We start from the raw sequence: 14,768 nt of genomic DNA, 5'->3' as shown, positions 1-14,768 counted from the left end.
CTCCACCGGCAGCGAGGTGTGACATGCCACGGCGACAATGGCCGCTGTGGAGAAGTACCCCGGCGGCGTCGAAGATGTGCCAGTGATCACCGACCGGTCGACCTCCGCGTCCCCCGACCCCGAGCGGCACCGGCTCGCCCAGGCCGACGCCGGGGAGCAGGACTGGCGCGCATGGGGCCCCTATCTGTCCGAGCGGGCGTGGGGCACGGTACGTGAGGACTACAGCGAGCACGGCACGGCCTGGGACTACTTCCCCCACGATCACGCGCGGTCCCGAGCCTACCGGTGGAACGAGGACGGCATGGCGGGCGTCTGCGACGACCGGCAGACGTTCTGCTTCGCCCTGGCGCTGTGGAACGGGCGCGACCCGATCCTCAAGGAGCGGATGTTCGGCCTCGGCGGCGACGGCGGCAACCACGGCGAGGACGCCAAGGACTACTGGTGGTACCTCGACAGCACCCCCACGCACTCCTTCATGCGCTGGCGCTACCACTACCCGCAGGCCGCCTTCCCGTACGACGAGCTGGTCGCGGTGAACGCGCTGCGCGGCCGGGACGACACCGAGTACGAGCTGGTCGACACCGGCATCTTCGACGACGACAGGTACTGGGCGGTCACCGTCGACTACGCCAAGGCGTCCCCGACCGACATGTGCGTGGTGATCACCGTGGCGAACCGGGCCGACACCGACGAGACGCTGCACGTGCTGCCCACGCTCTGGTTCCGCAACACCTGGGCGTGGGGGCTGCCCGGCGCCGACCGGGTGCCGAAGCTGGTCGGCACGGGTTCCCGGCTCGTCGGTGAGCACTGGGTGCTCGGGCAGTTGCTGCTGGAAGGCGACGGCGACCCGGTGCCGCTGCTGTGCGACAACGACACGAACGCCGAGCGGCTGTGGGGGCTGCCGGGGCGGTCCGCGTACCCCAAGGACGGCATCAACGACCACGTGGTCAACGGCGCCGCCACCGTCAACCCGGAGCGCACCGGCACCAAGGGCGCGCTGCACTACGTGCTCGACGTGCCGGCCGGCGAGCAGCGGCAGATCCGGCTGCGGCTGACCCGTACCGCGCCGCCCCCGGCGGCCGCGCCGCCCGCCCCGGCCGACCTCGGTGACGGGTTCGACGCCGTGCTCTGGGCGCGCCGGGCCGAGGCGAACCGGTTCTTCGACAGCGTGATCCCGGCCGCCGCCACCGCCGACGAGGCGCTGGTCGCCCGCCAGGCCATCGCCGGGCTGATGTGGGGCAAGCAGTTCTACCACTTCGACGTCGAGCGCTGGCTCACCGGCGACCCCGGCTCCACGCCGCCCGCCGGCCGCCGGCACGGGCGCAACAGCGCCTGGTGGCACATGAACAGCTTCGACGTCATCTCCATGCCGGACCCGTGGGAATATCCCTGGTACGCCGCGTGGGACCTGGCCTTCCACTGCGTCACCATCGCCCGGGTCGACCCGGGCTTCGCCAAGGAACAGGTCCTCCTGCTGCTGCGCGAGTGGTACCTGCACCCCAACGGGCAGATCCCGGCGTACGAGTGGGCGTTCGGGGACGTGAACCCGCCGGTGCACGCCTGGGCGGCGCTGAAGGTCTTCGAGATCGACGGCTCCCGCGACCACGAGTTCCTCGCCCGGGTCATGCACAAGCTGCTGCTCAACTTCACCTGGTGGGTCAACCGCAAGGACACCGGCGGCAACAACGTCTTCGAGGGCGGCTTCCTCGGGCTGGACAACGTCGGCCCGTTCGACCGGTCGGCCGCGCTGCCGGTCGCCGGGGTGCTGGAGCAGTCCGACGGCACCGGCTGGATGGCCATGTACGCGCTCAACCTGCTCGACATGGCGATCGTGCTGGCCGAGCACGACCGCGCGTACACCGACACCGCCACCAAGTTCTTCGAACACTTCGCGTACATCGCCGCGGCGGCGTACCACCAGGGGCTCTGGGACGCCGAGGACGCGTTCTTCTACGACGTGCTGCGCCTGGCCGACGGCACGAAGGTGCCGCTGAAGGTCCGCTCGGTGGTCGGGCTGCTGCCGCTCGCAGCCGTCACCCGGCTCACCGCCCGCACCATGCGCCGCCTGCCCGAGCTGGGCGCGCGGCTGCGCTGGTTCCTCACCAACCGCCCGGAGTACGCCGAGGTGATCGGCGGCCGCCGGATCGGCCCCGACGGCCGGCAGCAGCGGCTGCTGTCGATGGTCGCCCCGGACCAGGTGGTGCGGCTGCTGGCCCGGATGCTCGACACCGACGAGTTCCTCTCCGAGTACGGGCTGCGTACGCTGTCCCGAGCCCACCTGGACAAGCCGTTCACCGTCACGCTCGGCGGGCAGGAGTTCAGCGTCGGCTACGAGCCGGCCGAGTCGACCAGCGGCCTGTTCGGCGGCAACTCCAACTGGCGCGGCCCGATCTGGATGCCGACGAACTTCCTGCTGATCAGCGCGCTGCGCGACTACGCCGCGTTCTTCGGCGACGACCTGCAGGTCGAGTACCCGACCCGCTCCGGGGTCAAGCGGACGCTCGACGAGATCGCCGACGACCTGTCCGCGCGGCTGATCTCGCTGTTCACCCGCGACGGGTGGGGACGGCGGCCGATCTACGGCGCCGCGCAGCTGTTCCAGACCCACCCGGACTGGCGCGATCTGATCTGCTTCCCGGAGTACTTCCACGGCGACAACGGCGCCGGGCTGGGCGCCTGGCACCAGACCGGGTGGACCGCGCTGGTCGCCGACCTGATCCTCACGCTGCGCCGCTGACCGTGTGTGCGGGGCGCGACGGGAGAGCCCGCCGCGCCCCGAACGGTCACGCCAGCGGCAGGAACGCCAGCCGGGCGTGGTACTCGCCGGCCACCGTCACGGTGTCGCTGCCGACCCACAGGCCCCGGTCGGTGGCGTACAGCTCGCCGGTGCCCACCCCGCGGTCCTTCGTCGGGTTCCACGGCAGCGCCTTGCCGGTGACCGGGTGGATCGCCCCGATGCCCGGCCGGGACACCGCGCCCGGACCGGCCGAGTTGCGGCCCTGCGGGTTGTCCAGCCAGCGCTGGTGGCCTCCGACGTAGACGGCCGCGCCGGTCACCGCCACCGACAGCAGCGTGTCGCCGCCGGTGTAGTTGGCCCAGGTGGGCTGCTTGCCGCCGGTGGCCGCACCGAACTCGAAACGCGCCGCGGTGTCGCAGAGCGTGGCCGGGAACGGGCCGCCGGTGGTGACCACCGCGAACCAGGTGCCGTCCGGCGAGATGTCGACGCCGCGCATGTAGACCGGCATCGTCCGCGCGCACTGCGGCTGGTAGCGGTCGGTGGCCCAGCCGGAGAGCGTGGCGCCCGACGCGCTCAGGTCGGCGACGGCGATCTGGTGCCGCGCCACGCCCGCGACGCTGCTGAAGCCGCCGACGAACACCAGCCGCCGGCCGTCGGCGGAGACGTCCAGCGCCTCGATCTTCACCGGCGCGGTGGCGCCGGAGGTGGTCGTGCGGGGACCGGCCAGGTTCAGGTTGACCGACGGGTCGGCGGCTCCGGTGGTGGCGTTCACCGCCGCCAGGGCGCGCCGGGTCACCCCGCCGACGGTCTGGAACGCGCCGCCGACGATCAGCCGGTTGCCGACCAGGCGCATGTCGTTGACCTGGTTGTTCAGCGCCGGCGTGGTGAAACCGGCGACCCGCGCGCCGGTGGCCGCGTCGATCCGGGCCAGCCGGGACGCCGCGGCGCCGTTGACAGTGGTGAACGCGCCGCCGATGTAGAGCGAGCGGCCGTCCGGCGCGGCGGCGAGAGCCTTCACCGCGCCGTTCACCTGCGGCCGGAACGCGGTGTCGATCCGGCCGGTGGTCGCGTCGAGCGCCACCAGGCGGGGCATCGCCAGCTGGGCCGACTGCCCGGCGTTGCGCACCTTGGTGAACGTGCCGGCGACGTACACGCGGTTGCCGATCTGGAGGATGCGGTGCACGGTGCCGTCCAGCGCGTGCGGCGTCCAGTCGACCGGGTTCGTGCCGACGACTGTGGTGTGTGCGGCGTTGACGGCGAGCGCCGGGGATCCCGGCAGCGCCGCGCCCGCGACGGCGAGCGCCGCGGCCACGGCGACGGCCGCGCCCCGTCTGCGCCCGGGTGGATGATCGGGTGAGATCGTCATGGCCGAAGCATGTCGCCCGACCAGGGATCGCGCAGTCGGGTAGCCGCCGGTAACCGCCCGCCGACCGGATAATCCGCGTGGTCCGTCCGGCGACCGGGCAGTACGGTGTGCGAGGTCCGTGAGGGAGGGAGCCCCATGCCGCCGCGCCGGGATGCCGCCGTGCTGGTCTTCGACGCCGACGACACGCTCTGGGAGAACAACGTCCTGTTCGAGCGGGTGATCGACGACTTCCTCACCTGGCTCGACCATCCCACGCTGGACCGGGCCCGCATCCGCGCGGTGCTCGACGACATCGAGCGGGCCAACGCCGTCGCGCACGGCTACGGCAGCAAGGTCTTCCTGCGCAGCCTCGGCGAGTGCCTGGAGAAGCTGCGCGAGCGTCCGGCCACCGACCGGGAACGCGCCGAGATCGATCAGCTCGCGGCGGCTCTGATCGGGCACCAGGTCGAGCTGATGCCGGGGGTGGCCGAGACGCTCGACGACCTGGCCGGCCGGCACGAGCTGCTGCTGCTCACCAAGGGCGAGCGCGAGGAGCAGCAGCGCAAGCTGGACGCCTGCGGGCTGCTGCACCACTTCCGCGCCGCGCACATCGTGCCGGAGAAGGACGCCGACACGTACCGCTGGCTGGCCCGCGAGCACGCCTTCGACCCGGCCGCCGCCTGGATGATCGGCAACTCCCCGCGCTCGGACATCCTGCCCGCCCGGGCCGCCGGGATGAACGCGGTCTTCATCCCGAACGAGAACACCTGGATCCTGGAGCACGACGAGCTGGACCCGTCCGACTCCCAGGTGATCCGGCTGGCGGCGTTTCCCGACCTGGTCCAGCACTTCTAGGCGGCCGGTAACGTCCGGGAGGTGCCACTCACCTTCCCGTCGCACCTGGCGCCGGTGCTGCCGCTGAAGCTGTGGCGGCCCCGCTGGTTCGACGGGGTGGCGCTGTGCGCCGGTGCGGTGGCGCCGGACGCCGCGTACCTGTTCACCGGCACGCCGCTGGCGCTCGGCATGCGTACGCACACGCTCGGCGGGCTGCTCTGGTGGGGGCTGCCGGTCGCGCTCGCGTACGCCTGGGTGGCGCGCCGCGTGGTCGCCGGCGTCGTCGCGCACCTGCCGGGGCGGCGGTTCTTCGGCTGGCCCTGGTACGCGACGCTGGCCGCGGTGCGGCATCCCTGGCAGGTGTCGGTCTGCTCGGCGCTCATCGGCGCGTTCAGTCACGTCGCGTGGGACCGGGTCAGCCACAGCGAGCGCCTGCCCCGGCTGTTCGGCGTCACCGACTTCCACGCCCTGACCGGCGTGTACTGGTACCAGTTCGTGGACGTGACGGCCGGGCTCGGCGGCGGGCTGCTGGTGGTCGTCCTGGCCGTGGGGGAGGCCCGCCGGGGACAGCCGGCCCGGGGCGTCGCGCCGCCGCTGCCGGCGGCGAACCCGGCCGTGTTCTGGCGGGTGGCGCTGGCGGTCACCGGGCTCGGCGCGCTGCTGCTGCCCGCGCTGCCGGCGGCGGACGTCGCCGCCCCGGCCGGCGTGCGGGCGCTGCACGTGGCCGCGCTGGCGCTCGTCGCCGGGGCCGCCGCGGCCCGGAGCGTCCCGCCGGGGCAGGCCGGGCGCAGTCCGCGTCTCGAAGTCGAACAGCGCGAAACCGGCTGACCCCGTTACGCCGACATGCCGCAATTCCGCATAGACATCAATCACAGGCGCGGCCACCGGTCATCGCTTGTCCGGCCTGCGCGTACGCGCCTAACCTGAGCCGGCGTCCACGCCTCGTCGGGGTGAGACGGGGGCGCACCGGAGTCCGGTGGTAAGAGCACCGTGGAGCTGAGTGCGGGCATACCGGCTCGCCGCGCGGAGCCCGGCGAACGGCGTCGTGCCACGCCTGCCGGGTTCCCGCGGCGCAGACCGCTACCCAACCGGACGGCCGGGGTCAGGGCCGGGGAGTTGCGGACCCGGTCCTGACCCGTCCGGCCCCGGAAACAGGCGCCGGAATCGGGTGGGACGCCTCTGGTGCGCGGGCCGGTCACGGAGCGACACTGAGTCATGACTCCTCAGCGCGTACCGCTGCTCGCCGGCCTGGTCGTGCTGCTCGCGGCGGCCTGCACGGCGACCGGCCACGACGGCGCGTCCACGGCGCCCACCCCGACGGCCGCGGCGGCCCCCGCGGCGACCGCGACGGAGGCCACGCCCACCCCGCCCGTGCCGACCGAAGCGGCCCCGACGGGCGGCTCGTGGCGTGTCACCTGGGACTGGGCCGTGCCCGGCCAGCCGGCCCGGGTCGCCCACCGGGTCCGGGTGCCGGTCACGCCGCCGCCGGGGGAGCCGCTGCCCGTCCTGGTGGCGGTGGACGTCGGTGACCACCCGGCGGAGGGCTTCAGCCGGATCACCTTCGCGTTCCGCGGGCCCACCCCGTCCTACCAGGTCGCCTACGTGCCGCGGGTGGTGACCGAGGGCCGGGGCGCGCCGGTCGCGCTGCCCGGTACGGCGTACCTGTCGGTGCGGTTCGAGCCGGCCCAGGCGCACGACGCGCGCGGCGGCGGAACGGCGGACCTGCCGCCGGCGGCGATCCGCTTCCCGACGTTGCGTGGATGGGCGGTGGCCGGCGACTTCGAGGGGCACCTCAGTTTCGGGCTCGGCCTGCTGCCGCCGGACGACGGCCGCCTGCCGGTGCGGCTGGGGGAGTCCACCCGCCCGGACGGCACGCACGTCGTGGCCGTGGACGTGCGCCGCAGCTGAGGCCGGCCCGCGCCGGCGGGAGCGGCGCGGGCCGACCGGGAATCAGCGGTCGATGATGTTGTTGTTCTCGTCGATGCCGTGGGTGCGCCAGTAGACGTCCCACTCGTCGTCGACGTGCTGCGGCACCTTGCCCTCCGGGTAGCGCACGTACGGCGGGGACGGCTCTTCCCCGTCCGGCACGCAGGAACTGCCGCCCTGCGGGCCGACCGCGATCACCGGGTACTCGTCGCTGCCGCAGATGCTCTGCCGCAGGGAACAGCCGGTGGTCGCCATCAGCCCGGCCAGTCCGAGCACGGCAAGAACGATCATGATTCGAGTTCGCACGGGGAGAATTCTCGCCGCCCCGGGCGGGCCCGCCATCGGTACGCGTACTCAATTCCAGGGTGCGGCCCGGGCTCAGGTCAGCTCGCCCCGCACGATCGCCACCGCCACCCGGCAGAACTCGTCCATGTCGGGCTGGAAGCCGGCCGCGATGTCCGGGTGCAGGCCGGAGCGGGTCTCGTCGAGCAGGCGGCGGCACACGTCCTCCACCGGCTCGCCCGCGTAGCCGGAGCGGACCCGGTCCGCGGCGGCCTGCAGGGCCGAGGTCAGCTGATCCTCCAGCGGGCCACGCAGCTTCTGCTGCACAGGGTCAAGCCCGCTCGGGTCGAGCGTGACATGTGGCTCCGACATCGGCGCTCCCTTCGTCGGCGTCCGCGGTACCCCACCGCGAACGTCGGTCAAACCATCGTCGGTACGGCCGACACCCGGACCAGGTACGAGAACTCCTCCGCCGGCTCCTCGACGTACGACAGCCGGCGGATCTGCCGGTCGTCGGACCAGAGCGCGACGTCGACCAGCACCCCGAGGTGGGCGAGACCGATGTTGGCGACCCGCTTCTTGTCCTGGAGCACCGCGCACACGCCGCCGAGCAGCGTGCTGGCGTCGGAGGTGCGGTGCCCGGGCGGGCACCGCAGGGTGAGGTCCACCTCCACCGGGCCGGTGAGCGGCGTCCACCCGGTGCGCTGGGCCGCCGTGCAGGCGGCCTGGAGCAGGGTACGGACTCTCGTCGCCTGCCGGTGCCCGGCGGCGAAGATGGACAGGGCCTCGGTCTTGACCGGGGGCAGGCCGCTCACCTCGAACGTCAGGGCGAGAGCGCGGGTGTCCTGCACGAAGCACCTCCTCGGGGCGAATCCTGCCCAACCGGGGAACGAGCGGACGGCACTTTCCCGACAGAACCAACCGATCGGGCGGGCAGTGGGGGACGGCCGGAGGCGTATCGACGTCGACGGCGACGCGCCGGCTACGGAGCCAGCCCCACGCTAATGCACGACCGCTGACGCTCGGTAGCCTCGCCGTTTCACGACGTGGGACGGCGTGTCGGCCGCGCCCCGTCGTCGCGCTGCCGACGGTGTGCGCGCCGTCACCGTCACATGTCCGTGATGTTTCGCTCCGTCGCAGGTCGGGCACGTTCAGCCGCACGACACGCCCGGGGCGTTCGGTGATCGGACCGAGAACCCCGCCGTCTCGCCGTGCGCCGGGGCACGGGTCACTCCCCGGTTCTTCGCCGAAGAGAGGGGGAGGGTGATGACGACAGTCCCCGACACGGCCGCACGACGGCCGGCCGGACGCGCGGTGGCGGCAGCCGCCGCGCTCGCGTTGGTGGCCCCGCTGGCAGCCTGCGGATCCGGCGGCGACGGCGGCGTCCCCACGATCAACCTGTACTACCCGCCGGAGCAGAACCTGCAGAAGGTCGTCGACACCTGCAACACGGCGGCGCAGGGCCGGTACCGCATCGACTACCGGGTGCTGCCGCGCGAGGCCGACGAGCAGCGGGTGCAGATGGTGCGGCGGCTCGCCGCGCAGGACAGCGGGATGGACGTGCTCGGCCTGGACGTCACGTGGACCCAGGAGTTCGCCAGCGCGAAGTGGATCCGGGAGTGGACCGGCGAGGACAAGGCCGAGGCGGAGCGGGGCACGCTGGCCGGCCCGCTGGACACCGCCCGGTACGAGGACAAGCTGTACGCCGCGCCCAAGAACACGAACGTGCAGCTGCTGTGGTACCGGTCGGACCTGGTGTCGCAGCCGCCGAAGACCTGGGACGAGATGATCTCCGCCGCCCAGCAGCTCAAGGAGCAGGGCAAGCCGTACCAGGTGCTCACCATGGGCGCCCAGTACGAGGGCCTGGTGGTCCTCTACAACACGCTCGCCGAGAGCGCCGGCGGCAAGATCCTCAGTGACGACGGCAAGAAGGCGGAGATGGACGCCGGCGCGGTACGCGCGCTCGACCAGCTCAAGAAGTTCGCCACGTCCGGCGTGACGTCGCCGTCGTTCAGCAACGCGCTGGAGGACCCGGTGCGGCTGGAGTTCCAGTCCGGCAAGGGCGCGTTCCAGGTGAACTGGCCGTTCGTCTATCCGGCGCTCCAGGAGGCCAACCCGGAGCTGGCGAAGAACGTGAAGTGGGCCCGGGTGCCGGGCATCGAACCGGGCATCCCCAGCAAGGTCACCATCGGCGGGGTCAACCTGGCGGTCAGCAGCTACTCGAAGCACCCGGAGGAGGCGTTCGAGGTGGCCCGCTGCCTGCGCAACGCCGAGAACCAGAAGTTCTCCGCCGTCAACGACGGCGTGCCGCCCACCATCGAGGCCGTCTACGACGACCCGGAGATGACCGAGGCGTACCCGATGAAGGAGACCATCCTGGAGGAGCTGAAGGAGCCGGCGGTGCGACCGCTGACCCCGGCGTACCAGAGCATCTCCACGGTGATGTCGGCGATCCTGTCGCCGCCGTCGGCGATCCGGCCCGAGCAGACCGCCGACGAGCTGCGCAAGGCGATCTCCGACGCGCTGGAGTCCAAGGGGGTTCTGCCATGAGCGTGAACGCCACCCCGGCCGGCGCGCAGGCCGCCGCCGAGGCCGAGTCCGAGCAGCCCGGCGGCCGGCACGCCGCAGTGCCGCAGCAGCGGTCGCGGCGCGGCTCCCGCGCCCCGCTGAGCGAGAACAAGCGGGCCGAACGGCGGCTCGGCTGGCTGCTGTGCGCACCGGCCGCGCTGGTCATGGTGCTGGTCACCGCGTACCCGATCCTGTACTCCGTCTGGTTGTCGCTGCAACGCTTCGACCTGCGCTTCCCCGACGAGCGGCAGTTCGTCGGGCTGGAGAACTACGTCACCGTGCTCACCAACGACTTCTGGTGGACCGCGTTCGGGGTGACCGCCCTGATCACCGTGGTCACCGTCGCGGTCGAGCTGGTGCTCGGCATGGGCCTGGCGCTGATCATGCACCGGACGCTCGTCGGCCGGGGGATCGTCCGCACCGCCGCGCTGATCCCGTACGGCATCGTCACTGTGGTCGCGGCGTTCTCCTGGCGGTACGCCTGGACGCCCGGCACCGGCTACCTGGCGAACCTGTTCGACGGCAGCGCCCCGCTCACCGAGCGGGCCAGCTCGCTGGCGATCATCATGCTGGCGGAGATCTGGAAGACCACCCCGTTCATGGCGCTGCTGCTGATGGCCGGGCTGGCGCTGGTGCCGGAGGACCTGCTCAAGGCGGCCTCCACCGACGGCGCGACGGCGTGGCAGCGGTTCACCAAGGTGATGCTGCCGGTGATGAAGCCGGCCATCCTGGTCGCGCTGCTGTTCCGCACGCTCGACGCGTTCCGGGTCTTCGACAACATCTTCGTGCTCACCAACGGCGGCAACGAGACGTCGTCGGTGTCGATGCTCGCCTACAACAACCTGATCCGGGGCCTGAACCTCGGCATCGGCTCCACGATGTCGGTGCTGATCTTCATCACCGTGGCGATCATCGCCTTCGTGTTCGTGAAGCTGTTCGGCACCGCTGCCCCGGGCAGCGACGATGGGGAGAGGCGCTGACATGGCAGTGGAATCCACCACGCGGGCGAAGGTGCGCTGGGGCCTGCTGGACGTCGTGGTCGTCGTCTTCGCGCTGGTCCCCGTGCTCTGGATCGCCTCGCTGTCGTTCAAGACCCCGGCCACGCTCACCGACGGCAAGTTCTGGCCGCGCGAGTGGACGCTGGACAACTACCGGACCATCTTCGACACCGACCAGTTCGTCCGGGCCCTGATCAACTCCATCGGCATCGCGCTGATCGCCACCACCATCGCGGTGGTGCTCGGGGCGATGGCCGCGTACGCGATCTCCCGCCTGGACTTCCCCGGCAAGAAGCTGCTGGTCGGCGTCTCGCTGCTGATCGCGATGTTCCCGCAGGTGTCGCTGGTGTCGCCGCTGTTCGAGATCGAGCGGCAGCTCGGCCTGTTCGACACCTGGCCGGGTCTGATCCTGCCCTACATCACGTTCGCGTTGCCGCTGGCGATCTACACGCTGTCGGCCTTCTTCAAGCAGATCCCGTGGGACCTGGAGAAGGCGGCGAAGATGGACGGCGCCACCCAGGCCCAGGCGTTCCGGCGGGTGATCGCGCCGCTGGCCGCGCCGGGCGTGTTCACCACCGCCATCCTGGTCTTCATCTTCTGCTGGAACGACTTCCTGTTCGCGATCACGCTCACCTCGACCGAGCGGTCCCGCACGGTCCCGGTGGCGCTGCAGTTCTTCACCGGCGAGTCGCAGTTCGAGGACCCCACCGGGGCGATCTGCGCCGCCGCTGTGGTGATCACCGTGCCGATCATCCTGTTCGTGCTCTTCTTCCAGCGCCGCATCGTCTCCGGTCTGACCTCCGGCGCAGTCAAGGGATAGGTGGTAGCAATGGCCGACATCGTGCTGGACAAGGTGAGCAAGCGGTTCCCGGACGGGACCACCGCCGTACAGGACGTCGACCTGGAGATCGCCGACGGCGAGTTCGTCATCCTGGTCGGTCCGTCCGGCTGCGGGAAGTCCACCACGCTCAACATGATCGCCGGGCTGGAGGACATCAGCTCCGGTGAGCTGCGCATCGGCGGCGAGCGGGTCAACGACAAGGCGCCCCGCGACCGCGACATCGCCATGGTCTTCCAGTCGTACGCGCTCTACCCGAACATGACCGTTCGGGAGAACATGGCGTTCCCGCTGCGGCTGGCGAAGCTGGACAAGGAGACCATCAACCAGAAGGTCGACGAGGCGGCGAAGGTGCTGGAGCTGACCGCGCTGCTGGACCGCAAGCCGGCCAACCTCTCCGGCGGCCAGCGGCAGCGGGTGGCGATGGGCCGGGCGATCGTCCGCCAGCCCAAGGCGTTCCTGATGGACGAGCCGCTGTCGAACCTGGACGCCAAGCTGCGGGTGCAGATGCGCACCGTGGTGTCGCGGCTGCAGAAGCAACTCGGCACCACCACCGTCTACGTCACCCACGACCAGACCGAGGCGATGACGCTCGGCGACCGGGTGGTCATCATGCGCGGCGGCGCGGTGCAGCAGGTCGGCCCGCCGCAGGAGCTGTACGACCACCCGCGCAACCTCTTCGTCGCCGGGTTCATCGGTTCGCCCTCGATGAACTTCGTGCACGCCGCGGTGGAGGACGGGAAGCTGCGGACCGCGCTCGGAGACGTGCCGGTCGGCGAGCGGGTCCGCCGCGAGCTGGAGGCCGGTGACGCGCCCCGCGAGCTGATCCTCGGCATCCGGCCGGAGCACTTCGAGGACGCCGCGTTGATCGACGACGAGACCCGCCGCCGGGGCATGGAGTTCGAGGCGCCGGTGGACATCGTCGAGTCGATGGGTTCGGACAAGTACGTCTACTTCACCGTCGAGGGGGAGCGGGCGACCGCCGCCGAACTGGAGGAGCTGGCCGCCGACGCGGGCGCGGCGGACTTCGCGGGCGGCGGCTCGAACCTGGTCACCCGCCTGTCGGCGGAGTCCCCGGTACGCGAGGGCGAGTCGCGCCGGGTGTGGTTCAACCTGGAGAAGATCCACCTGTTCGACCCGGGCAGCGGCCGTAACCTGACGCTGCACGAGGGCCGTTCGGCCGGCGCTCTGGCCGACTGACCCCGGACGCGCGAAGGGCCGGTGGCACGCGGTGCCGCCGGCCCTTCGGCCTTGTCCGGCCAGCTCACCCTCCTCCGTAGTCGGCCATCGGCGTGAGTGGAACGCCACGGGTGTCTCGGCGCGGTTTTGACACCCATGGCGTTCCACCGAGCACGAGCGCGGCGACCCGATGCGCCGATGGCTGCAGAGCGAAGGGGATGCTCGGCAGCAGAGGAGAATGAGGTAAGGCAACGGCGGGAGCCGTCGCTCACCAGGAGTGACGCAGCTCCAAGCCGAGGAAGCGGGCGTAACCCGTCAGCGCGGCGTCCACCCGGGTGCGCAGCGCGGCGTCGAACGGCACGAGCTGGTGCACTGTCACTGTCACCGCCCGCGCGCCGATCGTCCGCGTCCAAGTGCCGACCACGCGCCCGCCGCGCACCACGGTCGACCGGAACATCCCGTTGTTGCCGGGGACCACCGCTGCGGCGTGCGCCGGGTCGAGCATCAGCGACCGGTCCTTGAAGCCGAGCAGGTATTCGTCGAAGCCGGGCAGCGTGTGCACGTCGTCGACGGGCGCGCGGGGCGTGTCGAGCAGCGCGGCGTCGACCACCGCCGGCTCGCCGTCGACCTCGACCGGGGCGAGCAGGTCACCGGCCAGCGTGATCGCCCGGGTCGCGTCGGTGACGGTGAGGCCGGTCCACCGGGCCAGCTCGTGCCGGGTCACCGGGCCGTGGCCGCGCACATAGCGGTGCGCCAGCAACGACAGCGCCTCGTCGCGCTCCGGGCAGCGCGGATCGGGCGCCCACTCGTCGAGCAGCACGAACGTCTGTTCGTTGCCGACGTGCGGGGCGATGCAGGTGACGCCGCGCTGGCTGGCGTACCAGAGCAGGTGGTAGCCGCGTTGACCATCCGTGTCCAGCCCGGCAGCGCGCAGCGCGGCCAGGCACTCGGCGCGGGTGAGCCGGCCGCCGCCGGCCAGCGCCGCACCCAGCACCTCACCGGCCCGTTCACCGTCGGCGACCGCCAGCCCGAGCTGCCGCCACCGCGCGGCGATGCCGGCCAGCGTCCGCACCCCGGTCAGCTCCAGCAGCCACCGCGCGTCGCGCGCCGGCACCAGGTGCACGGTGCCGCGCATCGGCCAGGTGCGCAGGGCCTCCCGCCGCTCCAGCGCCGCGCGGACGTCGTTCTGGGTGGCGCCGGGAAGGCGTACGCCGAGCGACCACAACCCGCTCGCGGCGTCCTGGGCCTGCATGGCGCCGAACCACTCGACCACGTCGGCGACGCCCTCGGGACGGGCCGTCGGGTGCGGGCGCAGCAGCAGGCCGGTCATCCGTAGCGCGAGCGCCTCGGCGCGGCTGAGGCGAACGGTCACGGGCGTCAGCGTAGGCCCGGGGTCCGACAGCCCCTGATCGCGCTGCGCCGGCCGCGCTGCCGACGAAGCGCGATCCCCCGTTCAGGTTCCCGGCGCGGGGGCAGCCGACTTGGCTGGCGCCGGTCCGACCAGGATCCTCGCTGAGCTGGGCCGGGAAAGCGTTTTCGCGCGGAACTTGCGCAAATCTTGAGCCTCGGTCAGTCGAGCCGCCGGTGCATGACGAGCAGGTCGACGTACCCCCGGGTGGGGTGCCGGAAGCCCTCCGGCACCCGGCCGATCACCGCGAAGCCCAGCGACCGCCACAGCGCGACCGCCCGGGTGTTGGTGGCCACCACCGCGTTGAACTGCATGGCCCGGTAGCCGTCGGCCCGGGCCGCGGCGAGCACGTGCCCGGCCAGTGCCCGCCCGACGCCGTGCCCGGCGGCGGCCGGGGCGACCATGAACGAGGCGTTCGCCACGTGGTCGCCGGGGCCGCCCTGGTTGGGCGCGAGCTTCGCCGAGCCGAGCACCGCGCCGTCCGGCGCCACCGCGACCACCGTCCGCGCCGGTGGGCCCGGCACCCAGAGCCGCCGGGCCTGCTCCTGCGTGACGTCCGGGGGCCAGGTGTACGTCTCGCCGGCCGCGACGATCTCGCGCAGGAACGGCCAGATCAGTGGCCAGTCGGCGGCGGTGGCGGTGCGGATCTCCAC

The 14,768-nt window shown here is 72.2% G+C and carries 14 protein-coding genes; 8 read left to right on the top strand and 6 right to left on the bottom strand.

The annotated features are described in order from the left end of the window. The first annotated feature begins 37 nt into the window (after positions 1-37). Entirely contained in the window at positions 38-2,737 is a 2,700-nt protein-coding gene (locus HA073_RS23760; protein ID WP_043329786.1) for a glucosidase, read from the top strand. Between the two features lie 46 nt (positions 2,738-2,783). Here the strand turns inward: HA073_RS23760 and HA073_RS23755 are convergent, their stop codons facing one another. Next, a complete protein-coding gene (locus tag HA073_RS23755) occupies positions 2,784-4,103 on the bottom strand; it encodes a hypothetical protein (protein WP_205798360.1) in 1,320 nt (439 codons plus the stop codon). 135 nt (positions 4,104-4,238) lie between these two features. Between HA073_RS23755 and HA073_RS23750 the strand changes: the two genes are divergently transcribed. The 3 genes from HA073_RS23750 to HA073_RS23740 all read left to right on the top strand — a co-directional run bounded on the left by HA073_RS23750 (position 4,239) and on the right by HA073_RS23740 (position 6,824). Continuing rightward, on the top strand, positions 4,239-4,937 hold the full coding sequence (locus HA073_RS23750; RefSeq protein WP_064445386.1) for an HAD family hydrolase: 699 nt from the start codon (positions 4,239-4,241) through the stop codon (positions 4,935-4,937). 21 nt (positions 4,938-4,958) lie between these two features. Next, a complete protein-coding gene (locus tag HA073_RS23745; protein ID WP_166457320.1) occupies positions 4,959-5,744 on the top strand; it encodes a DUF4184 family protein in 786 nt (261 codons plus the stop codon). 387 nt (positions 5,745-6,131) lie between these two features. Next, a complete protein-coding gene (locus HA073_RS23740) occupies positions 6,132-6,824 on the top strand; it encodes a hypothetical protein (RefSeq protein ID WP_064445388.1) in 693 nt (230 codons plus the stop codon). 42 nt (positions 6,825-6,866) lie between these two features. Here the strand turns inward: HA073_RS23740 and HA073_RS23735 are convergent, their stop codons facing one another. The 3 genes from HA073_RS23735 to HA073_RS23725 all read right to left on the bottom strand — a co-directional run bounded on the left by HA073_RS23735 (position 6,867) and on the right by HA073_RS23725 (position 7,975). Beyond that, complete coding sequence (locus HA073_RS23735; protein ID WP_223201390.1) at positions 6,867-7,148, bottom strand: SCO0607 family lipoprotein; 282 nt, start codon at positions 7,146-7,148, stop codon at positions 6,867-6,869. Between the two features lie 72 nt (positions 7,149-7,220). Then, on the bottom strand, positions 7,221-7,496 hold the full coding sequence (locus tag HA073_RS23730; RefSeq protein ID WP_030500352.1) for a hypothetical protein: 276 nt from the start codon (positions 7,494-7,496) through the stop codon (positions 7,221-7,223). 47 nt (positions 7,497-7,543) lie between these two features. Beyond that, positions 7,544-7,975, bottom strand: coding sequence for a hypothetical protein (locus tag HA073_RS23725; RefSeq protein WP_043329796.1), 432 nt, complete (start codon positions 7,973-7,975; stop codon positions 7,544-7,546). A gap of 415 nt (positions 7,976-8,390) precedes the next feature. Between HA073_RS23725 and HA073_RS23720 the strand changes: the two genes are divergently transcribed. Genes HA073_RS23720 through HA073_RS23705 form a run of 4 tightly spaced genes read left to right on the top strand, consistent with a single transcriptional unit; the run spans position 8,391 to position 12,728 of the window. Then, complete coding sequence (locus HA073_RS23720; RefSeq protein ID WP_166457319.1) at positions 8,391-9,674, top strand: ABC transporter substrate-binding protein; 1,284 nt, start codon at positions 8,391-8,393, stop codon at positions 9,672-9,674. After that, the gene (locus HA073_RS23715) at positions 9,671-10,672 is read left to right on the top strand and encodes a carbohydrate ABC transporter permease (RefSeq protein ID WP_043329800.1); all 1,002 of its coding nucleotides are present in this window, start codon (positions 9,671-9,673) and stop codon (positions 10,670-10,672) included. Before HA073_RS23720 ends, HA073_RS23715 begins: the two co-directional genes overlap by 4 nt. A 1-nt stretch (position 10,673) precedes the next feature. Further along, positions 10,674-11,510 carry a carbohydrate ABC transporter permease gene (locus HA073_RS23710; RefSeq protein WP_043329801.1) on the top strand — a complete coding sequence of 279 codons (837 nt, stop codon included), beginning with the start codon at positions 10,674-10,676 and terminating at the stop codon, positions 11,508-11,510. A 9-nt stretch (positions 11,511-11,519) separates the two neighbouring features. Then, positions 11,520-12,728 carry an ABC transporter ATP-binding protein gene (locus HA073_RS23705; protein WP_043329803.1) on the top strand — a complete coding sequence of 403 codons (1,209 nt, stop codon included), beginning with the start codon at positions 11,520-11,522 and terminating at the stop codon, positions 12,726-12,728. A gap of 247 nt (positions 12,729-12,975) precedes the next feature. Here HA073_RS23705 and HA073_RS23700 read toward each other — a convergent pair whose 3' ends face one another. Continuing rightward, complete coding sequence (locus tag HA073_RS23700) at positions 12,976-14,079, bottom strand: winged helix DNA-binding domain-containing protein (RefSeq protein ID WP_166457318.1); 1,104 nt, start codon at positions 14,077-14,079, stop codon at positions 12,976-12,978. A gap of 197 nt (positions 14,080-14,276) precedes the next feature. Continuing rightward, positions 14,277-14,768, bottom strand: coding sequence for a GNAT family N-acetyltransferase (locus HA073_RS23695; RefSeq protein WP_166457317.1), 492 nt, complete (start codon positions 14,766-14,768; stop codon positions 14,277-14,279).

The sequence above is a fragment of the Micromonospora sp. CMU55-4 genome, assembly GCF_011602315.1.
Classification (GTDB): Bacteria; Actinomycetota; Actinomycetes; order Mycobacteriales; family Micromonosporaceae; genus Micromonospora; species Micromonospora chalcea.
Note: the sequence above shows the minus strand (reverse complement) of the source record. Positions and strands in the feature narration are given on the sequence as shown.